The organism is Halorarius halobius, from assembly GCF_024298865.1.
GTDB lineage: Archaea > Halobacteriota > Halobacteria > Halobacteriales > Haloarculaceae > Halorarius > Halorarius halobius.
The window spans coordinates 1,038,139-1,059,055 of record NZ_CP101161.1; the positions used below are offsets into that span (position 1 = coordinate 1,038,139).

The following is a 20,917-nucleotide window of genomic DNA, read 5'->3' on the forward strand; positions in this document are numbered from 1 at the left end:
CGTCAGTCGTCTAGTCCGTCGGCGGCCGCCCCGCGCTCGCCGGCGGGCGACTCCTCCTCGCCGCGGTTGACGGCGAGATACGCGACCAGTCCGAACAGTATCCAGCCGCCGGTGAGCGCCAGCGCCAGCGGGTCCGTCCGCAGGAGATACTCGACCAGCACGGCCGTGAGCGCGAGGTTCAGGACGATGCCTAGCACCGGCGGGAGCGGGTACAGCGGCATCTCGTACGGGCGGGTCATGTTCGGCCGCTCCCGGCGGAGTTTGATGACCGCGCCGTTGACGACGACGAACGACAGCAGGAAGAACAGACTCGACATGTTGCCGGCGCTCTTCGTCGGCAACACGACGGCCAGAAGCATCACGACGGAACTGGCGACGATGGCGACGAACGGCGTGCCGAACCGGTGGTGGATGCGGCCGACGGGCGCGAGCAGTTGCCCCTCCCGACCCATCGAGAACGCGACCCGCGAGGAGGCGATGACGACGGCGTTCAGCGCCGTCAGCGTCGAGAACACCGCACCGAACACGATGACCGCACCCCCCTCGCCGATGACCGGGAACTCGGGCATGAAACTCGTCGCGGCCGCCGCGATGCCCGCCTCGCCCGCCTCCGCTAGCCCCGCCGCCCCGAGCGTGCCGATGGCGACGGTGACGACGGCGAGGTAGACGACGACGGTGACGGCGAGGCTGATGAAGATGGCCCGCGGGATGTTCTTCCGGGGGTTCTTCACTTCCTCCGTCACCGTGGTGATGAGGTCGTACCCCTCGAACGCGATGAACGTCAGCCCCATCGCCGGCAACAGCGAGAAGGCGGTCCGGTCGCCCGTGAACAGCGGCTGGAACTCCGCGCCGGGCGCGAACGCGGGCGCCGCGACGCCGAACGCGACGAACACGACGAGGATGGCTACCTTGACCGCCGTGAACACCGTCTCGAGGCTCCCGCTGGCGGCCGTCGAGACGGCGTTCACGCTCACGAGAAGCAGGACCGCCGTGGCCGCAAGCGCCACCGTCGCGGGCAGGTCGACGGGTACGACCGGGACCGCGACGGCGCCGACCTGCTCCGGCGGCGGCACGTAGCCGTACACGTGGAGGAGTTCGAGGAAGTTGGGGGCGAAGCCGAGCGCGTACAGCGTCCCGGCTATCATGTACGCGAACCACAGCATCCACCCCATCACGAACGCGGGGAGGTCCGCGAACACCTCGCGGACGAACGCGTAGCCGCCGCCCGACTTCGGGATGGCGGAGGCGAGTTCCGCGTACGACAGCCCCGTGAACGCCGTGACGACGCCGTTGAGCGCGAACACGAGGATGGCACCTGGGCCGGCTATCTCGGCGGCCAGCCCCGTCAGCACGAAGATGCCCGCACCTATCATCGCGCCCATCCCTATCATCGTCGCGTCGAGCAGGCCAAGTTCCGCCGCCGGGTCGCGCTGGCGACCCTGACTCTCCGGGCTCATCCCTGGAACAGTTGCCGGACCTCGTCGGCCACGTCCGGTTCGACGGCCACGAGATACGTCCGCCCCGCTTCGAGCACCGTGTCGGGGTGGGGGACGTGGTCGCCGGCGGCGTCCGAGACGACGAGACTCCCCCGGGGAAGCGCCACCTCCGCGAGGCTCCGGCCGGCGACGGGCGCGCCCTCGAGGACCCGCATCTCCGCGACCTCCAGTTCGCCCGGGAGCGTCTCAACCGACCGGACGGTGTCGCCGGTGATGGCGTTGACCGCGGCGCGGGCCCCCGACCGCTCGGGGAAGATGGTGGCGTCGACAACCTCCTCGTACCCCTCGGCCCCCTCGGGCGTGGCAACGCGGATGGCCGTCCGGATGTCGGGGTTGACGCGGGCCGCGAGCACGCACGCGCCCAGGTTCGACCCGGGATTGGCAGTCAGGCCGACGATGGCGTCGGCGCTCTCGGGGTCGGCCTGCCGGAGGATGTCCGGCCGCGTGCCGTCGCCCTCGATGACCGTCGCGAAGTAGGCGTCCGCGAGGCGTTCACACCGGTCCGGGTCCCGTTCGACGATGACGACGTCGTGGCCGCGGTCGTGGAGCGCCTGCGCGGCGTGGTACCCCACCCGACCGCCGCCGACGAGGATGACGCGGAGGTCCATACGGGACGTGGACACGCCACCGTCAAGAGTGTCAGGGAGCGACAGCGTCAGAGGCTACCCGTTCCAGCGGTTCCGGGCCGCCAGTCGTCACCCGGTCACCCGTCGGGGGTCGGGGAGCGACGCCGGAGACGGACGGCCGCGGCGAGCGCGAGGAGCGCGTCGCTCCCGGTCGTCGAAAGCGCCGTCGCGGTGAACAGCCGCGCACCGTGGTCGACCGTCGCCACGTGGTCGGGGTTCGCGACGACGAAGTGCAACGCTCCCTCGAAGGCGAACGCGGCGGGGCCAGCGACGAGCACGAGCCACGCGCCGGCCCGGGAGTGGCCACACAGGAGCAACCCGACGCCGACGATGGGTGCGGCCAACAGCACGACGACTGTGTACGCGACCTGCCAGTGGGCGACCGGAACCGGTATCGCGAAGTGGGCGAGACCGTGACCGAGCGTGAGGGCGACGTGGACGGCGACGGCGACGACCACCGCCGCGGCCGTCCAGCCGAGCGAGCGCGGACGGCACATCGCTGTCAGTCAGGGTGAGGCGCCGGTCGAGGGCACCTCGGTCGCGGTATCGGTCCCGTGGCGGGCCGCCAGCCACTCCTCCCAGGTGACGGTGCCGACCGCCCGGTCCGGACAGGTCGCCTCGCCCGCGCGGAAACCGGCGGCGACCCGCCCCGGAATCGGTAGCCTGACGATGGGTCGTCGAAGGCCCCGCGTCTCGCGGTACGACCGTGCGAGTTCGCCCAGGGTTCGGACCTCGGGCCCCCCGACGGGAGCCACCCGGCCGCTCGCCTCGGGTGTGGCGTGTTCGACGACGGCGTCCGCGGCCTCACCGACGGCCAGCGGCTGAACTCGGAGCCTCGTCGGGAGCGGCCACACCGGGAGCCGCGAGACGGCGGCGAGGACGTCGTCGACGAACTCGTGGAACTGCGTCGCACGGAGGACGGTCGCGGGCACCTCACTCGACTCGACGGCGCGTTCGGCATCGAGTTTGTGCCGGTAGTACGACAGCGGTATCTCGTCGACGCCGACGATGGAGACGTACACGAAGTTCGAGACGTCCGCTTCCGCGGCCGCCGCGAGCAGGCGCTCGGTGCCCGCGACGTCGACGGCCGCGCTGTCGCCGGTCGGTGCCGTCGCCGCGTGGACGACGACGTCGACCCCCTCCATCGCCGCCTCGACGCCGTCGCCCGTCGTCAGGTCCAGTTCCACCCAGTCGCCGTCCGTGTCGGCCGGTGGGGAGCGGCTGGCCGCTCGGACCGACCGACCGGCCTCGCGGAGCCGCGGGCGAAGCGCCCGACCGAGCGTTCCGGTGGCACCCGTCAGGAGCGTTCGTCGCATGGCGAGAGGTTGTCGGTGGAGCGGGGAGTCGTCCCTGCCGAACCTGCCCGGGGTGTTTAAGTCAATCGTCGGCGGGACCGTACCACATGAAGCACGTCCGGGTGACGCTCGACGCGGACGACCGGGAAGCCGAGATACACCCGATGTACGACCTGCTGACCAACGCGCCGTTCGTGGAGCGGGCGACGGCGATGCAGTGGAACACGCACGGCGACATGATCGGCGTCCTCCACTACGTCGAGGGCGACGCGGCGGCGTTCGACGCGGCCGTCGCCGGGATGGACCCGATACTCGAACACGAACTGGAACCGGCCGGCGACGGAGCGTTCCACGCGTACGTCCGCGACGCGCGGACCGACGTCCAGCGGACCCTGTTCGACCCGCTCGCCGAGGGGGGCATCGTCATCGTACCGCCGGTGCTGTTCCGCGCGGACGGCACGGTCACCATGTCCGTCTTCGGACCGACCGACTCCATCCAGACGGCGCTCGACGCGGTCCGCCCCGTCGTCGACCCCCGGGTCGAGGAAGTCGGAGGGTTGCAGGGCATCCCGCCGACGGTGGCCGCGGAGTTGAGCGACCGACAGCGGGAGGCGGTCGAAGTCGGGATGGAACTGGGCTACTACGACGTGCCCCGAAGCGCCAGCCAGACAGAGGTCGCCGCGGCGCTGGACTGCGCGCCCAGTACCGCCGCGGAGCATCTCCAGAAGGCCGAGGCGAAACTCGTCAGGGCCGGCCTCCGGACACGGTGACGGGCGGCGACGGCGACCGGGTGAATGGAGGCGGGCGGCGACGGCGACCGGGTGAATGGGGGCGGGCGGCGACGGCGACCGGGTGAATGGAGGCGGGCGGCGACGGCGACCGGGTGAATGGAGGCGGGCGGCGACGGCGACCGGGTGAATGGGGGCGGGCGGCGACGGCGACCGGGTGAATGGGGGCGGGCGGCGACGGCGACCGGGGGCTACGGGCGGACGCCGACCGTGAGCAGGGTGCCGAGCGTGCGGTACCGCTCGACCATCGCCCCCCGCGTCTCCCAGTCGTCGGTCGGGAACTCGCTCTCGGGTGGTATCTCGGTTTCGCGGTCCGGTACGTTGTCCTGTTCGGCGACGTGGAACCCGGCCTCGCGGAACGCTTCGCGGTATTCGTCTGCCGACCAGCGGGTCATCTCTACGCTGATTGACTTCTGCCACTCGTGGGAGTGGACGTTCTCCTCGTAGTAGTTCACCGCACAGAAGAACGTCCCGCCCGGTCGCAGGATTCGGGCGAGTTCTTCGAGCGTGTTGTGGGGGTCCGCGGCGTAGTAGAACGCCTCCATCGAGAACACGTGGTCGACGCTGTCGTCCGCGAAGGGGAGCGCGTCGAAGTCGCCGACGAGATACGCGACCTGTGGGTCGTCGGTGTAGTCGGCGGCGTTGCGGGCCATCTCGGGCGAGCCGTCGAGGCCGTACGCGCGGCCTGCCTCCTTCGTGTCCCGGAGCGCGCGGGCGGCGTACCCCGACCCACAGCCGAGGTCGAGGACGGTGTCGCCCGCCTCGACGGGCATCCGCGCGAGGACGTGCTTCGCGGTGTGCCAGTGGCGTTGCTCCATCCCGCGGTCCTTCCCCGCCGCGGCCCAGGCGTCGAACTCCTCGCGGACGCTCATACCGCCGGGAGGGCGCGGCCGCACTTCAGCGGTGCGTTCCGGGCGTGCCCCGCGGCGGGACCCCGGATGGATTTTTACCCACCGGCGCGGACGGACGGGTATGGCAGGACCACGTCGCCGGTTCAAGGTGGCCGACATCGCACAGCAGGTCGTCGGGGGGTTCCTGCTGGCGGGCCCCTTCGTCGTCACCGCTGAAGTGTGGCAACTCGCCACGAACATGAGCCTCCTGCAGGGCGGCACCGCCGCGCTCATCGTCGTCCTCATCGGCTACGGCGCGCTGTACAAGGCCGACGACCGGGACCCCGACCGCGAGAGCGAAGTCGGGGGCATCCCCCTCCGGTTCCTCTCGCTGATGGCCGTCTCGTTCGGGTCGGTGTTGCTCCTCGCGCTGGTGTTCGACGCGCCCGCGACGTTCTTCAACGACTTCGGCGTCCCGCAGTCGCAGTGGCCGCTGGAGACGGCGAAAGCCGTCGCCATCGGCGCCATCTTCTCGGTGGTCGGCGCCGCGACGGCCGACTCGGTGTTCTGAGGGGACGCGGCCACCTACTCCCCGTCGCCGCTATCGACGACTACCTCCGCGTCGTCACCGCTCCCGACGACCGCTTCCGCTTCCACTTCGACCACCAGCCCCGGGTCGACCAGTCGGGACACCTCGACCATCGTCGCGGCCGGCCGCACGTCGTCGAAGAACTCCCCGTGGACCTCCCCGACCGTCTCCCAGTCGTCGATGTCGGTGACGAACAGGCGGGTTCGCACGACGTCGTCGAGCGCGGCGTCCGCCTTCTCGAGCGCGGCACGGACGTTCTCCAGTGCCCGACGCGTCTGTCGCTCGGGGTCCCCCGGCGCGACCACCTCACCGTCGTCGGTGGCAGTCGTCCCGGACACGACCACCCGGTCGCCGGCACCGCCGTCACCGACTCTGACGGCCCGGGCGTAGCCGACGCGCGGTTCCCACTCGGTTCCCGAGGTGACGTGTCGTCGTTGCACGCTCGCGTCGGGGGAGGCCGACGCCGTAAGCGTGTCCCCCTCGGGCGTGTCCCCGGCCGACCGACGGTGGCGTCGGCCGCGAACTGAAGCCTTTAAGCCGGTTCCGTCGGAGGCTTGGGGCATGAGCGATGCCACCAAGGTCGTGGTCGGGACGGTCGGGGCCGCCGCGCTGTTCTCGGTCGCGCTGATAGTCGCGCTCGCGCTCTGATGTTCACCGAGCGCGAGCCCTCGCCGGCCGTCGATGCCGTCCGGGACGAGTACGCCCCCGAGGCTCTCGTGGTCGACGTCGAGCGGGACTTCGAGACGCTCGACCCGGCAACCGCGGAGAGTCTCGGCCTGCTGGTCGACGCGCTCGACCCGAAATCGTACCCCTCGGAGTGGGTGCCCGACGACGCACCCGAGATACTGCACCGACTCGCCGGCGAGGAGTTCACCGTCGGGGCGCCCGGCGACGGCGGCGTCGCGTGGACACGACAGACGACGCCGCCGACGGTGTTCGTCAAACCGCGGCTCGCGGGCTCGCCCGACGGGTTCGTGGCGTTTCTCGTCGCGGAGGCGCTCGTGCAGGCGGGACGCGACCTGCCGGAGACGTTCCTCGGGTTCTTCGACGCCGACTACCCCGCGCTGGCGGCGGCGACGCCGCTGTCCCCGACGGACACCTACCAACTGGCGGCCGCGCTGTACGAGGCGTACGTGGGACTCCACACCCGGGACGTGTTCGAGGGATGGGACGAGTCGCACCCGACGCTGTACGACGAGTGGGTCGACGCCGGCGAGCGACTGGAGCCACGGCTCTCGGACCTGTCTGCCGACGTCGCCGCCGGCCGCACGGAGTTTCCGGCGGCCGCCGAGTTCGCCTGCTCGGCCGTGAAACACGGCCTCGACCTCCCCGCGCCGTTCTCGGCGCTGGACACGGCGGCGTACCGCCACCACGGCGCGGCCTACGCGGTGCAGTGGGCCGAGCGGACGTTCGACGAGTTGGCGTAGCGGCCGTCAGAAGTCGACGGTGATGGTGCCGCCCTCGGTGAGTTCGATGACGCCATCGAACAGTTCGCGGTACTGGTCGACCACGTCGGGGTCGTGGACTTCCTCGGCGAGGTGGAACAGGCCGACGGCGTCGTGCTCGTCCAGCAGGAGGAGGATGTCCTCGACGGCGCCCATCGCGCGCTGGTCGTCGGCGTAGTACGCCATCTCGGTGATGGAGTCCAGCGAGATGCGGAGTTTCCCCTCGTGGCTCTCGAGGAACTCGCGGGTCTTCCGGACGATGCCCGCCAGGTCGTCGGGCGAGGAGACGTAGTAGACGGAGTCGGAGCTACGCCGGGAGTAGCCCCGCTCGACCGACAGCGTGTCGAGGATGGTCGTCGTGTCGCGGTCGACGCCGTAGTACTCCAGTTTCTGCTGGACCTCGCGTGCGGTGGTCCGCGTGGAGATGACCAGCCGGTAGTCGGTGTCGGTCTTGAGAAACTCCGTGTCGATGCGGTCCGTCTCGCCTGTGCTCGGGTGGATGAGGAGGACGCCGGTGCCGCCGGGGATGGTGTCGGGGGCGTTCTCGACGGCGAGTTCGTAATCCATACCGGGCAGTCGGGCGGGAGTGGCTTAAACGTGAACGTCGCCCGGCCCTACCCGCCGGCGCTACTCGCCGGGCTCCTCGCCCATCCAGTTCTCGGGCACCTGGATGACGTATCGCCCGTTCTCCTGGAGCGCGATGATGTACTCCTCGCGGTCGTACAGCTCCATCAGGTTGAGTTCGTACTGACCGGGCTCGAGTATCTTGATGGACTCGAACTGGTCGTTGAGTTGCTCGCGAAGCTCCGAGAGGTCCGGCTCCTCGCCGGTCGGCTCCGAGACGACGCGCCCCTCGGCGTCGGCCTCGCGGTCGACGGTCGCCTCCGCCGCCTCGAGGTCACCCTCGTCGCCGAGCCCCGTCCCGGTGGCGGCGTCGGCCGTGGATGCGTCGTCGGCGTCGTCGGCGTCGTCGGCGTCCGTGCCGCCCGCGGACGCCACCTCGGCGTCGCTGGCGACGCCCGCGCGGGCATCGGACTGGGCGCGGTCCTCCGCGTCCTCGACCGCTTCGCGCGCCGCGCGCGCGTCCGCATCGATGATACCGTCCTCGTCGGCGGAGTCCGGGGCGTCGTCGTCCTCCTCCTGGAAGCCGCCCTTGCGGATGGGGTCGGCGGCGTCCGAGGAGTCGGGCCACGGGGCGTTCGGGTCCGGGGCGTCCGACTCGGCGCTTCCACCGGAAGCCGCGGCCGTTCCGTCGGCCGTGGATGGTTCGTCAGTCGGCGGCTCGTCGGCCGTCAACGGTTCGTCCACCGACGGTGGCTCGTCGTCGACCCGCTCCTCCGGCGACGGCGAGTTCGAGACGAAATCGCGGACCTTCGTGGCGGCGCGACCCACCGTCGAGGCCGCGCCGTCGGGTTCGGGGGAGTCCGGCACCGCCTCCGCGGCGTCTTCCGGCGGCTCGTCGGGCACCTCGGTCCCCTCGGGGTAGAACTGAAACTTGTTGCCACCGCAGTCGGGACAGCCGCCGAGCATCTCCTTCGAGCCGTCGTCGAACGTGTGCCCGCAGGCGGTACACTGGTGGGGCATTACTGCTTGTGGATGAGCGTGCTGATGAGGTTCTCGTCCTTGTGGAGCGTCTCGATGCGGTTCGCCGGCCCGATGACCGTCAGTTTGCTCTCGCCGCTTTTCCCCATCAGCTTCCCGAACAGGCTGGTGTCGCCGCTTCCAGTCGGGTACGTCTCTATCTCGATGCCGGTGAACCCGTCCGGCGATATCTCCGACATCGTGACCTCGATGAGCTTCGACTCCTCCTCGGGGTCGAGCCCCTTCTCGAGGATGACGATGTTGCCGTCGTGGACGCCGTCGAGGATGAGCCGTATCTTCTCCATCGTGCGCAGGCCGTCCATCCGCTCGGCGCTTATCATGTCGACCTGCACGCCGTCGTCGGGGTGTTGTGCTTCAGGCATGGTCACCCGAAGTACTCCGAAATCTTGTCGTACACTTCGTCCATGTTGTCCCCTTCCAGCGCCGACAGCGGGATAGTCTCGTGCTGTGGGAACGCGTTGCGGATGCGCTGGACCGACGAGTCCTCGAGGTCGGTCTTGTTGGCGAGGATGAGGACGGGGAGGTCCTGTGACTCGATGATGCCGATGAGCATCGTGTTCACCTGCGTGAACGGGTCCGTCGTCGAGTCGAGCACGTAGATGACCCCGTCGACGTCCTCGCGGAGCCAGTGCATCGCCTCCGCGACGCCCTCGGTCGCCTCGCGGGACCGGCGGACGGCGTCCTCCTCCTCGATGTCGTGTTCGAGGAACTCCGTGTAGTCGACTTTCGTCGTCACGCCGGGCGTGTCGACGATGTCGATGGTGACGGACTTCCCGTTGCGCTTTATCTCCACGTTCTCCTTGCGCCGGGCGCGGCGCGTCTCGTGGGGGACGTGGCTCTCCGGCCCGATGGCGTCACCGGTCCAGTCGCGTGCGATACGGTTAGCGAGCGTCGTCTTCCCCGCGTTCGGGGGGCCGTAGATGCCGATTCGCTTCGGCTCGGACCCCTGAAACAGGCTAGACGTCACCCGAGAGATGCTCGATCTGAGGTCTGTAATCAGTCCCATCCTTTCCTCCCACGGCCTTGACTTCGGGTGGAAATCCGGCCGCTCTGCACGTAGTACCATACCGCATTCACTTAAGTCTGCGTCAGACACGTATCCGGACGCGGACAGGTGGGATGGCCCGTACGGAGGCTCAGCGGGGGCGTCACGTGACCCGCGACGTGGTCCCGACGTGTCCGGTCGCGACGCGGTTCCCAGATGTCGGTCGGTTCCACGTGTTGGTCAGGGTGACGACCGCCGACCGTGGCCCGGAACGTGACGCCGTTCGCCGGCAGTTTAGCCGACGGTCGGGGGTCGAGTGGGGTAGGCAGGTCGACACGAAATCAGGGGGCTGTGCCACTCACGGCGGCTAGCGCCCGCGCTCGCGCGCCCACTAGCCGGTACCTGAACGTAGCCGGTACCTGAACGATTCCGAATCCAAATTCGGACTGAACAGTTACGTTCCGGGACGATTCGGACCGATTGTCACATGTCGATCCGATAGTCGCTCCGGACCGTCGAGTGCAACCGGGGAACGGTCGAATGAGGGTGACCGATGGATTCGGAAACGTCGGCCGGGATAGTGGGAAGACTGTTCGACTGGCCTGGTAGTCCCGACATGGCGATTCCGAGGGCCAGGACGCGAGTATCGTGAGCCGGACAGCTACTATCGGGCCGGGTCGGGTCAGGTCGGGCCGGGTCGGGTCAGGTCGGGCCGGGTCGGGTCAGGTCGGGCCAGGTCGGGTCGGTTCGGGCCAGGTCGGGGCGGGTCGGGGCAGGGACGGCGGAGACCAGTCCGAGAAAACTCGTGAGGACGGGAATGCGAACCCCCACCCCTTCGTTTCGAGTGGAACCCACAGAACCCCGGACCGGGGGAGAGAGCCGGTGAACGGTGGATATGTCGAAATCGGCCGACTAGGGCGTTCTAGGGTGCGTTCACGATATCGATACGTCTTCGATATCGTTCACTTACCCTAGTTCCAGTACGGATTTCGTTGTAGCAAATATGACTTAGTTGTTTCGGTCGAGTAACCGTCGTTCGAGGCGAGACGGCCCCCCACCCCACTCTTGAACGTCTCTCCACTCGAAACGAAGGGGTGGGGGTATTCGTGCCGAACGACAGCGTCGGGGAGAAACTACCAGTATCCGCCGACTGCATCCGTGTTCTACCCTAAACAAATCTAGTACGCCGATTCTATACTAGTGGTACTAGACCACATCTAGGACCACTGTTTCTCCTCTAGTACGACGACCCACGCGGCGGTTAGTCCGCGGGACGAGCGGCAGAACTCGGAGAATTCACTCCCGAGACCGAGAGCGAACCCCTCGGTTTCGACTCCGCCGCGACGACGACGTGCGCAATCGGCCGGAAGAAGAGCCGTATCGGGTGTGTGGCTCGGTTTCCGGGATTCGACGTTCCACGTGCAGTCGTCCCCGGGGTCTCGTCTCTTTCACTCCGAGGTCCCGTCTCTCTCGGAACTCCCGTCTCTCGGGGGAATAACTGCTGGCGGCGTCACCGTAATATTTAATACCGTTACCACCACCGGTTCGTTTGCATCAACTGGACGCCGCGGGACCGCGGCCGGGTCTCCTATCACCGCTTGCGACCGGATTTCTCCCGGTTTTCGGGGCCGCGTGTCTCGCTTCCACTCGAAACAGAGGGGTGACACATGAGCGAATCGAACGACGAATCCGACGGAGGGGCACAGCAGACCGACGACGACGCCAGTGGGGACACCGGGGGAGGTGGGGACGACCCCGACCTCGACGCGGCCGACGCTGGCGTCGACGCCGACGGCGTCTCGTATCTCGACGAGGACGGACTCGACCGCGCCCGCACGGACGACGGCGACCCGCCCGAGGGGTACGGGGCGGCCGGGGACGCCGGCGACGTCGACCTCGACGACATCGTACTCGACGAACTCGGCGAGGACGGCGACGAGCCCGACGAGGCCTCCCGGGGTCTGTTCGACGACCTGCTGGAAGGGGAACCCATCTTCGAGAACAAGGAGGTGCTCCGACCCTCCTACACCCCGCACAAACTCCCCCACCGCGAGGAGCAGATAAACAACATGGCGACCATCCTGGTCACCGCACTGCGGGGCGACACCCCGTCGAACATCCTCATCTACGGGAAGACGGGGACCGGAAAGACCGCCAGCGCGAAGTTCGTCTCCGAGGAACTGGAGTCGACCAGCCAGAAGTACGAGGTGCCCTGCGAGGTCGAGTACATCAACTGCGAGGTGACCGACACCCAGTACCGGGTGCTCGCACAACTCGCCAACAAGTTCATCGAGAAGAACGAGCAGGTCATCGACGAGAAGCTCACCCACCTCGCGGAGCTCCACGACCGGGCGACGGCCGACGACGCCGACGCCGACGCGGTGCTGGCCGACACCGAGTTCGACACCGTAGACGCCCTCGAAGACCGCGTCGAACAGCTGGAGCGGGACCGCGAGAGCTTCGAGCCCGCGCCGATGACGGGGTGGCCGACGGACCGGGTCTACCAGACGTTCTTCGACGCCGTCGACTACCACGAGCGCGTCGTCGTCATCATGCTCGACGAGATAGACAAACTCGTCGAGAAGTCCGGCGACGACACCCTCTACAACCTCTCGCGGATGAACTCCGAGCTGGAGAACTCGCGGGTCTCCATCATGGGCATCTCGAACGACCTGAAGTTCACCGACTTCCTCGACCCCCGGGTCAAATCGAGCCTCGGTGAGGAGGAGATAGTGTTCCCGCCGTACGACGCCACCCAACTGCGCGACATCCTCCAGCAACGGTCGGAGGTGGCCTTCAAGGGCGACGCCCTCGAGGACGACGTCATCCCGCTGTGTGCCGCCTTCGCCGCCCAGGAACACGGCGACGCGCGGCGCGCGCTGGACCTCCTGCGGACCGCGGGCGAACTCGCCGAGCGCGACCGCACTGACGTGGTCAACGAGGAGCACGTCCGGAAGGCCCAGGAGAAGATCGAACTCGACCGGGTGGTCGAGGTGGTCCGCACGCTCCCCACGCAGTCGAAACTCGTCCTCTACGCGACCATCCTGCTGGAGAAGAACGGCGTCCACAACATCAACACCGGCGAGGTGTTCAACATCTACAAGCGCCTCTGTGAGGAGATCGACGCGGACGTGCTCACCCAGCGCCGGGTCACCGACCTCATCTCCGAGTTGGACATGCTCGGCATCGTCAACGCGGTCGTCGTCTCGAAGGGCCGGTACGGCCGCACGAAGGAGATCAGCCTCTCGGTTCCCATCGAGGAGACCGAGGCCGTCCTCGTCTCCGACTCGCGCATCGGCGAGGTCGAGGACGCACAGCCGTTCGTCCAGGCCCGGTTCGACAACTGACCGGTCGCCGCTCGTCCCGTCCGGTCGTCAGTCCGTCCCGTCGTCCAGTCACTCTGCCGTCTCGACACCCTTCCAGTCGGCGGATTCTCCACTCGAAGCGAAGGGGGTCGGCGGAGCCGCCGCTCGGCGGCGTCGAAGCGAGGTGGCCGGTCGTCGGACCGGCCGGCTGGAATGACAGTGGTCGGCGGGGAGCCGACCGGGGTGGAATGACAGCGGCCGCACGACAGACAGCGTATCCCTCCGGCGCGGTCGCCGGGGGCAGCGTCACGGCGCCGGTCCCGGTGGTGCGGGGGGAACGGCTACTGGGATTACTCCTGTGCGGACTCCTCCTTCCAGGCCGTGTTGTACGACTGCCGGGAGGGACCCATCGAGCCGTGAACCGGGACGTGGGTACCGTTGTACCACATCGGCTGGCTGTTGGCGTGGAACGTCGGCACCAGGATGACGTCCTCCCAGTTGGCCTCCTCCATGGTGACGTACGCCTCGTTGCGCGCCTGCTGGTCCTCGTCGGTGGGCGCGCGGTTCTCGAGGATTTTCTCGAACGCCTGGGTGGCGTTGCGCTTCGCCTGGCTGTCGACGTCGTCCCAGTCGGTGTACGTCGACGGGCCGGGGTCGGAGGTGTCGGTCCGCGGCGGGTAGACGAGCTGGAGGAAGTTGCCCGCGCCGGGGTAGTCGGCGACCCAGCCGAGCGTGTACATCTCCAGTTCGCCGTTCTTCCCGCGCTGGAGCATCGTCGAGAACTCCGCCTGCTCGATGCTCAGGTTGATGTGGGCCGCGCTCAGCCGGTCGCGGACGATCTGTGAGGCCTGACTCCACACGTCGCTCGTGTAGTGGGTCAGGGTCATCTCGAACTTGTTGTCCGGGCCGTAGCCGGCCTCCTCCATCAGGCTCTTCGCCTCGTCGATTTCGACCGAGTCGTAGCCGTACGGGTACTCGTTTTTCGCGTGCTCCTCGTACGCCGGGACCCCGCCGGGGTAGATGGCCGGCGGCGTGATGTGGTAACCGGGCTGGTAGCGACCTTTGAACACCTGCTGGGAGAGCTGGTGCTGGTTGATGACGTACGCGGCCGCCCGCCGGACCGGCCGGGGGATGTTGGCCGCGTTGAACGCGAAGTAGTACAGCGACAGTTCGGGCACCTTCGCGTAGTTGACGGTCTGGCCGTTCTGCATCGGGCCGTACGTCCCGTGCTGTCGCTCGAGGTCGTCCGTGTACTCGACGGACACCTTCGCGGGGTCGAACTTCGAGGTGGGGACGGTGAACAGGTCGGCCCGGTTGTTCTGGACGTACTGGAACTGCGCGTTCGGGTCCTCGAGCACGCGCAGATGCACGCCGTCGAGATACGGCCCGGTGCCGTGGTAGTCGCCGTACGCCTCCACCTCGGCGGACTCGCCCTGCTTCCAGGTGACGTTCTGGAACGGGCCCGTACCGACCGGGTCGCTCTGGGCGAACTCCCGGTACTGCTCGGAGGGCTCGCCCTCGTCGTTCGTCTCGCTGGAGATGTCACCGAGGTAGTCCTTCGGGAGGGGGGCGAACGCCGTGTACGCGAGCATCGGCAGGGTGAACGCGAACGGCCCGTCGAGCTCGATCTTCAGGGTGTACTCGCCCTCGGCGGAGACGGCCAGCGACCCCGGCTTGTAGGTGCCGTCCTCAGTCTTCTCGTAGCTGATGCCCATCGACGACAGCGCGAAGTACGCACGGGCGCTGTGGGGCGAGCGGACGAGCCGCTCCCACGAGTAGACGAAGTCCTCGGCCGTCAGTTCCGTCCCGTCGTGGAACGTGACGCCTTCCTTCAGGGTGAACGTGTAGGTGGTGAAGTCCTCGCTGACGGAATAGTCCGTGGCGAGCTGGGTGGTGGCCGCCTGCTCGCCGTCGGGGTAGTTCATCAGCGCGTCGAACACCTGCTGGATGACGATGCCGGAGGCGGTGTCCGTCGCGGCGATGGGGTCGAACGTCGTGATGGTGCCGGTCAACGTGCGGCGGAGGGTACCGCCTTCGACCGGTTCGGGCGTGTCGGTCTGTGGGGGGCTCGATTTCGGCGTGTCGGTGTCGGACTGGGTCCCGTTGCCGCCGGGCGTCCCCTGCTGGGGCGAACAGCCGGCGAGCGTGGCGGCCGCACCCGCCGCGCCCGTCGCCTGCAGGAACCGGCGCCGGGAAACCGAATCAGGGCTGTCGGATGCCATACGTACCCCGTTAGACGGAATACACTCAATAACCTGATGAAAAATAAAATCGAAATTTCACCATACTGCGGCACGATTTAACACAAATACTGATTTTAGTTACGAGACACCGACATATACTGAAACACCGATTTCACCCTTCGGTCGTGCGGGGCTGGCGCCGGCCGTCGGACGGATTCGCCGTAGCTTTTTACGCTCCGCTCGCGTGCCTCGGGTATGGATTACCGCGAACTCGAGGGGGGCCGGGAGTTCGTCGCCCGACTCGAGCACGGCCGGGACTGGCGCGAGCAGATAGAGGCGTTCGCCGCCGGCGAGGGCATCGACGCGGCGTTCTACCTCGGTCTCGGCGCGGTGCAGGACGCCACCGTCTACTTCTACGACCAGACGGAACAGGAGTACTACCCGGAGACGTTCGACGAGCCGCTGGAGGTCACGTCCTGTGTCGGTAACGTCTCCCATCTGGACGGTGAGCGGTTCGCCCACACCCACGTCACGCTCTCGCGGGAAGACGGCACCGTCCTCGGAGGACATCTCGATGCGGCGACCACGTTCGCTGGCGAGTTGTACGTGCGCGAGTTCGACGCTCACCTCGAACGTGAACACGACGAGACGACCGACCTCGACCTCTGGCCGCTGTAGATGCGTCCGGAAGACGAACGCTACTTCGAGCGACTGGAAGCCGACCTCGATTCGGCGTTCGACGTCGCCGAGGAGGCGAAACGGCGGGGCGGCGACCCGAAGCCCGAAGTCGAGATACCGGTGGCGAAGGACATGGCCGACCGCGTCGAGAACATCCTCGGCATCGAGGGAGTCGCCGAGCGCGTCCGCGAACTCGAAGGCGAGATGTCCCGCGAGGAGGCCGCACTCGAACTCGTCACGGACTTCGTCGAGGGGACGGTCGGCGATTACGACACGCGTGCCGGCAAAGTCGAGGGGGCAGTTCGGACCGCGGTCGCGCTCCTGACCGAGGGGGTCGTTGCCGCGCCCATCGAGGGTATCGACCGGGCCGAACTGCTGGAGAACGACGACGGAACCGAGTTCGTCAACGTCTACTACGCCGGTCCCATCCGCTCGGCGGGCGGCACCGCGCAGGCGCTCTCCGTGCTGGTCGCGGACTACGCCCGCTCGCTTCTTGACATCGAGGAGTTCCGCCCCCGAAGCGAGGAGGTGGAGCGGTACGCCGAGGAGATTGCGCTGTACGACAAGGAGACGGGTCTCCAGTACACGCCGAAAGACAAGGAGACGAAGTTCATCGCCGAGCACATGCCCATCATGCTGGACGGCGAGGCGACGGGCGACGAGGAGGTGTCGGGGTTCCGCGACCTCGAACGGGTCGACACCAACTCCGCCCGCGGCGGGATGTGTCTCGTTCTCGCGGAGGGAATCGCGCTGAAGGCCCCGAAGATTCAGCGATACACCCGCCAACTCGACGAGGTGGAGTGGCCGTGGCTCCAGGACCTCATCGACGGCACCTACTACGAGGACAGCACCGGCACGGACGACGGCGACGCGGCCGACGACGGCGAGAGCGACGCGGCCGACGCCGACGGGGAGGACGACGGCGACGCGGCCGCCGAGGCCGGCCCGCCGCGTCCGGACGCCTCCACGAAGTACCTCCGGGACCTCATCGCGGGGCGGCCGGTGTTCGGTCACCCTTCCGAGTCGGGCGGGTTCCGTCTGCGGTACGGCCGCGCGCGCAACCACGGGTTCGCCACCGCCGGGGTCCACCCGGCGACGATGCATCTCGTCGACGACTTCCTCGCGACCGGCACGCAGATAAAGACCGAACGCCCCGGGAAGGCCGCGGGGGTCGTCCCCGTCGACTCCATCGAGGGCCCGACGGTGAAACTCGCCAACGGCGACGTGCGCCGCATCGACGACCCCGCGGAGGCGCTCGACGTCCGCAACGGCGTCGAGAAGGTGCTCGACCTGGGCGAGTATCTCGTCAACTACGGCGAGTTCGTCGAGAACAACCACCCGCTCGCCCCCGCCTCCTACACCGTCGAGTGGTGGGAACAGGACCTCTCGCACGCGGGCGCGGACGTGCAGGCGCTTCAGGACGACCCCGGCGTCGACCTCGCTGACCCCGACGCCGACCGGGCGCTCGCGTGGGCCGACGAGTACGACGCGCCGCTCCACCCCGCCTACACCTACCTCTGGCACGACCTGCCTGTCGAGCGGTTCGAGGCGCTTGCGGACGCCGTCGAATCGGCCGGGGAGTTCGCCGAGGCCGACGGTGCGAGCCTCGAAGCGCCACCCTCCGCGGGCGGCGACCGCACCCTCGTTCTCCCGCGAACGGAGGCGGTCACCGACGCTATGGAGACGCTCATCGTCGAGCACACCCAGAGCGAGGAGACGGTCACCGTCCCCGACGCCCTCCCGCTGGTCCGGTCGCTCGGCTTCACCGCGGACCTCGACCGCACCTGGGAGACCCTGTCCCGGGAAGCCCGCGAGTGGGACGACGGCGCGAACAGCCACCGTGCGGTCAACGAGGTCGCCCCCTTCGAGTTGCAGGAGCGGGCCCCGACCCGGGTCGGCAACCGGATGGGCCGCCCGGAGAAGTCCGAGAGCCGCGACCTCTCGCCGGCGGTCCACACGCTGTTCCCCATCGGCGAGGCGGGCGGCAGTCAGCGCGACGTGGCGGCCGCGGCGAAACAGCGGGACGCGACCGGCGCCCCCGGCGAGGTCGAGGTGGAAGTGGGCCGCCGAGAGTGTGCGGACTGTGGCACCCACACGTTCCGGGCGCGGTGTCCCGACTGCGACGGCCACACCGAACCCCACTACGAGTGCCCCGACTGCGACATCGAGGTTGAACCCGACGAGTCCGGCCGCGCGGAGTGTCCGCGGTGTGAGACGCTCGCTCGCACCACCGAGACGCGCGTCGTCGACGTCGGCACCGAGTACCGCGACGCGCTCGATTCGGTGGGGGAGCGGCCCGGTACGTTCGACATCCTGAAAGGCGTCAAGGGGCTCTCCTCGACGCATAAGGTCCCGGAGCCGATGGAGAAGGGGATTCTTCGGTCGAAGAACGGCGTCTCCTCGTTCAAGGACGGCACCGTCCGCTACGACATGACGGACCTCCCCGTCACGTCGGTCCGCGCCTCCGAACTCGATGTCGAGGTGGGGCAACTGCGGGAACTCGGCTACACCGAGGACGTCGACGGGGAACCGCTCCGACACGACGACCAGCTTGTCGAGTTGAAGGTACAGGACGTGGTACTGTCGGACGGCGCCGCCGAGCACATGCTCCGCACTGCCGATTACGTCGACGACCTGCTCGAACAGTACTACGGGCTCGACGCTTACTACGAGGTCGAGGAGCGGGAGGACCTCGTCGGCGAACTCGTCTTCGGGATGGCGCCGCACACGTCGGCGGCAGTTGTCGGGCGAGTTATCGGATTCACGTCGGCGGCCGTAGGGTATGCACATCCGTATTTTCACGCGGCTAAGCGCAGGAATTGTTTCCATCCCGAGACGAAAGTGTGGTACAGCGACGAGAACGACGAGTGGTCTCACGAACGTATCGAGACGCTCGTCGAGGACCGTCTCGACCCCGAGACGGCGCGGCGGGACGACTTCGGTGCTCTCGTTCAGGACTTGGATGGTGACGTGTTCGTCCCCTCCATGACTGACAACGGGCAGGAGACATTGAAACGGGTCGAAGCTGTCAGCAAGCACCCGTCTCCCGACCACCTCGTCCGCGTCGAGACACGAAGCGGGCGGGAACTGACGGTGACGCCTGACCACTCGATGCGCCGGTGGAACGACGGTCCCGAACGGATCGAGGCTCTCGAACTCGCGGAGGGCGACTCGGTTCCGACACCGAAGACCATCGACTTCGACGGCAGGGAGACGACGCTCGACCTGCTCGCGGAGTTCATCGACGCCGACGCCGTTCCGAACGACGACCTCGCCGTCGTCGGGATGGGACCGGACCGAATCAAGCGCCTCCTCGACGCCGCGACGCCGGCCGACAGTTACCTGAAGCCGGTCGCCGAACGCCTCGGCGTCAGCGACTCGACGGTCTACAACTGGGTCAGTCGGGACAGCGTCCCCGTCGGGCCACTGCTCGACCTCTACGACGAGTCGGAACTCCTCGACCGGATTCCAGCGGGTGTCCGACTCTCGATGCGACGCGACACCGTCACGCTCGACCGGATGCTGACCGTCGACGAACGCGTCGCTGAACTCCTGGGATACTACGCTGCCGAGGGATTCACGCGACTCGACGACGGGAACTTCTATCAGACGACCATCTGTATCCCGGACGCGGAACCCCGTCGCAGTATCGTCCGGACCTTCGCGGACGTCTTCGGGGTCGATGCGTACGAGGAGAACGAGTGGAAGGTCACCGTTTCGAGTCGACTCGTCGCCGTTCTGTTCCGCGACCTTCTCGACTGCGGTAGTAGCGCGGAGTCGAAACGAATTCCCGATGCGGTCATGGGCAGTCCGAAGCCACATCTCAGGAGGTTCCTGGCGGCCTACTTCGCTGGCGACGGGAGTGCGTCCAGCGACCGCATCGAGGTCCGCGCCCACACGGTTAGCGACGAACTGAAGCGCGACCTCGTCGCGGCACTGAAGCGGTTCGGCGTCGCCACCAAGACGTACTGCGAGACCCGAACGCCCGAAACGGGAGTTCTCGCGGAGTTCTACGACGATCCCGGTGAGTTCGAGACCTGGGTGTTGAAGATTACCTCCGAGAACGCCACACGGTTCGCCGAGCGCGTCGGGTTCACGCTCCAGCGGAAACAGGCCGCGCTCGACACGACGCTCGCGGACACGGAACTCCGGTCGCAGCGTCTGTTCTCGGACGGTGGCGACGTGTGGCTCGACGAGGTGGTATCGGTCGACCACGTCGAGTCCGACATCGACCACACGTACTCGCTGACCGTCGCTGACACGAACACGCTCGTCGCCAACGACTGCTTCATCGGCCAGTGCGACGGCGACGAAGACTGTGTGATGCTCCTGATGGACGGACTTCTCAACTTCTCGAAATCGTATCTCCCCGACCAGCGGGGCGGCCAGATGGACGCCCCGCTCGTCATGTCCTCGCGCATCGACCCTTCGGAGATCGACGACGAGGCGCACAACATGGACATCGTCGAGCAGTATCCCCGGGAGTTCTACGAGGCGACCCGGGAGATGGTCGACCCCGGCGAGGTGGAGGTCCAGATTGCCGAGGAGAACCTCGGCACCGACAGGGAGTACACTGGGTTCCGGCACACCCACGACACCACCGACATCGCGCTCGGTCCGGACCTGTCGGCGTACAAGACGCTCGGGTCGATGATGGACAAGATGGACGCGCAACTGGAACTGTCCCGGAAGTTGCGGGCCGTCGACGAGACGGACGTCGCCGAACGAGTCATCGAGTACCACTTCCTGCCGGACCTCATCGGGAATCTGCGCGCCTTCTCCCGGCAGGAGACCCGGTGTCTCGACTGCGGCGAGAAGTACCGGCGGATGCCGCTGTCGGGCGACTGCCGGGAGTGTGGCGGCCGCGTCAACCTCACCGTCCACCGGGGGTCGGTGAACAAGTACATGGACGTCGCCATCCGCGTCGCCGAGGAGTACGGCTGTCGGGAGTACACGAAACAGCGCCTGGAAATCCTCGACCGGTCGCTCGAATCCATCTTCGAGAACGACAAGAATAAGCAGGGAAGCATCAGCGACTTCATGTAGCCGGTCGCCGGCCCGCACGAAGGTTCAAGTACGGGAGCGCGGCCACCCC

18 protein-coding genes are annotated in these 20,917 nt (G+C 67.8%); 7 read left to right on the top strand and 11 right to left on the bottom strand.

The genetic code is table 11. From position 1 onward, the window contains the following. Positions 1 to 2: 2 nt before the first annotated feature. From NL112_RS05545 to NL112_RS05560, 4 genes are all read right to left on the bottom strand, one after another. Positions 3 to 1,457: an APC family permease gene (locus tag NL112_RS05545; protein WP_255151633.1), complete on the bottom strand. Its 1,455-nt coding sequence runs from the start codon at positions 1,455 to 1,457 to the stop codon at positions 3 to 5. Then, positions 1,454 to 2,119: a potassium channel family protein gene (locus NL112_RS05550; RefSeq protein ID WP_350356153.1), complete on the bottom strand. Its 666-nt coding sequence runs from the start codon at positions 2,117 to 2,119 to the stop codon at positions 1,454 to 1,456. The genes NL112_RS05545 and NL112_RS05550 overlap by 4 nt, the downstream gene beginning before the upstream one ends. A gap of 80 nt (positions 2,120 to 2,199) precedes the next feature. Further along, positions 2,200 to 2,619 carry a hypothetical protein gene (locus tag NL112_RS05555; RefSeq protein WP_255151635.1) on the bottom strand — a complete coding sequence of 140 codons (420 nt, stop codon included), beginning with the start codon at positions 2,617 to 2,619 and terminating at the stop codon, positions 2,200 to 2,202. 9 nt (positions 2,620 to 2,628) lie between these two features. Further along, on the bottom strand, positions 2,629 to 3,438 hold the full coding sequence (locus tag NL112_RS05560) for an SDR family oxidoreductase (RefSeq protein WP_255151636.1): 810 nt from the start codon (positions 3,436 to 3,438) through the stop codon (positions 2,629 to 2,631). A gap of 86 nt (positions 3,439 to 3,524) precedes the next feature. Here NL112_RS05560 and NL112_RS05565 point away from each other — a divergent pair, with 86 nt between their 5' ends. Continuing rightward, a complete protein-coding gene (locus NL112_RS05565) occupies positions 3,525 to 4,187 on the top strand; it encodes a helix-turn-helix domain-containing protein (RefSeq protein ID WP_255151637.1) in 663 nt (220 codons plus the stop codon). A 209-nt stretch (positions 4,188 to 4,396) separates the two neighbouring features. On the opposite strand, the gene NL112_RS05570 is transcribed toward NL112_RS05565, so the two are convergent. Continuing rightward, the gene (locus tag NL112_RS05570) at positions 4,397 to 5,077 is read right to left on the bottom strand and encodes a class I SAM-dependent methyltransferase (protein WP_255151638.1); all 681 of its coding nucleotides are present in this window, start codon (positions 5,075 to 5,077) and stop codon (positions 4,397 to 4,399) included. 100 nt (positions 5,078 to 5,177) lie between these two features. On the opposite strand from NL112_RS05570, the gene NL112_RS05575 reads away from it, so the two are divergent. Then, the gene (locus tag NL112_RS05575) at positions 5,178 to 5,606 is read left to right on the top strand and encodes a DUF2391 family protein (protein WP_255151639.1); all 429 of its coding nucleotides are present in this window, start codon (positions 5,178 to 5,180) and stop codon (positions 5,604 to 5,606) included. A gap of 14 nt (positions 5,607 to 5,620) precedes the next feature. On the opposite strand, the gene NL112_RS05580 is transcribed toward NL112_RS05575, so the two are convergent. Then, entirely contained in the window at positions 5,621 to 6,064 is a 444-nt protein-coding gene (locus NL112_RS05580) for a RidA family protein (RefSeq protein ID WP_255151640.1), read from the bottom strand. 46 nt (positions 6,065 to 6,110) lie between these two features. On the opposite strand from NL112_RS05580, the gene NL112_RS05585 reads away from it, so the two are divergent. Next, on the top strand, positions 6,111 to 6,272 hold the full coding sequence (locus NL112_RS05585; protein WP_255151641.1) for a hypothetical protein: 162 nt from the start codon (positions 6,111 to 6,113) through the stop codon (positions 6,270 to 6,272). Then, positions 6,272 to 7,051: a DUF7089 family protein gene (locus NL112_RS05590; RefSeq protein ID WP_255151642.1), complete on the top strand. Its 780-nt coding sequence runs from the start codon at positions 6,272 to 6,274 to the stop codon at positions 7,049 to 7,051. Before NL112_RS05585 ends, NL112_RS05590 begins: the two co-directional genes overlap by 1 nt. Positions 7,052 to 7,057: 6 nt before the next feature. On the opposite strand, the gene NL112_RS05595 is transcribed toward NL112_RS05590, so the two are convergent. From NL112_RS05595 to NL112_RS05610, 4 genes are read right to left on the bottom strand one after another with little or no spacing between them, the layout of a single operon-like run. After that, positions 7,058 to 7,636 carry a DUF7090 family protein gene (locus tag NL112_RS05595; RefSeq protein WP_255151643.1) on the bottom strand — a complete coding sequence of 193 codons (579 nt, stop codon included), beginning with the start codon at positions 7,634 to 7,636 and terminating at the stop codon, positions 7,058 to 7,060. 60 nt (positions 7,637 to 7,696) lie between these two features. Continuing rightward, positions 7,697 to 8,653 (bottom strand): OapC/ArvC family zinc-ribbon domain-containing protein, encoded by a 957-nt coding sequence (locus NL112_RS05600; protein WP_255151644.1) that lies wholly within the window; start codon positions 8,651 to 8,653, stop codon positions 7,697 to 7,699. Continuing rightward, complete coding sequence (locus NL112_RS05605) at positions 8,653 to 9,033, bottom strand: DUF2073 domain-containing protein (protein ID WP_255151645.1); 381 nt, start codon at positions 9,031 to 9,033, stop codon at positions 8,653 to 8,655. The genes NL112_RS05600 and NL112_RS05605 overlap by 1 nt, the downstream gene beginning before the upstream one ends. A gap of 2 nt (positions 9,034 to 9,035) precedes the next feature. Beyond that, positions 9,036 to 9,677 carry an Era-like GTP-binding protein gene (locus NL112_RS05610; RefSeq protein ID WP_255151646.1) on the bottom strand — a complete coding sequence of 214 codons (642 nt, stop codon included), beginning with the start codon at positions 9,675 to 9,677 and terminating at the stop codon, positions 9,036 to 9,038. Positions 9,678 to 11,323: 1,646 nt separating this feature from the next. Between NL112_RS05610 and NL112_RS05615 the strand changes: the two genes are divergently transcribed. Next, the gene (locus NL112_RS05615; RefSeq protein ID WP_255151647.1) at positions 11,324 to 13,003 is read left to right on the top strand and encodes a Cdc6/Cdc18 family protein; all 1,680 of its coding nucleotides are present in this window, start codon (positions 11,324 to 11,326) and stop codon (positions 13,001 to 13,003) included. A gap of 308 nt (positions 13,004 to 13,311) precedes the next feature. Here the strand turns inward: NL112_RS05615 and NL112_RS05620 are convergent, their stop codons facing one another. Beyond that, positions 13,312 to 15,183 carry an ABC transporter substrate-binding protein gene (locus NL112_RS05620; RefSeq protein ID WP_255151648.1) on the bottom strand — a complete coding sequence of 624 codons (1,872 nt, stop codon included), beginning with the start codon at positions 15,181 to 15,183 and terminating at the stop codon, positions 13,312 to 13,314. Between the two features lie 216 nt (positions 15,184 to 15,399). Here NL112_RS05620 and NL112_RS05625 point away from each other — a divergent pair, with 216 nt between their 5' ends. Both NL112_RS05625 and polC read left to right on the top strand, forming a co-directional pair. Then, positions 15,400 to 15,822, top strand: a complete 423-nt coding sequence (locus NL112_RS05625; protein WP_255151649.1) for a PPC domain-containing DNA-binding protein — start codon at positions 15,400 to 15,402, stop codon at positions 15,820 to 15,822. Beyond that, a complete protein-coding gene (polC, locus tag NL112_RS05630) occupies positions 15,823 to 20,868 on the top strand; it encodes a DNA polymerase II large subunit (protein WP_255151650.1) in 5,046 nt (1,681 codons plus the stop codon). It begins immediately after the preceding gene. The last annotated feature ends 49 nt before the right edge of the window (positions 20,869 to 20,917 follow it).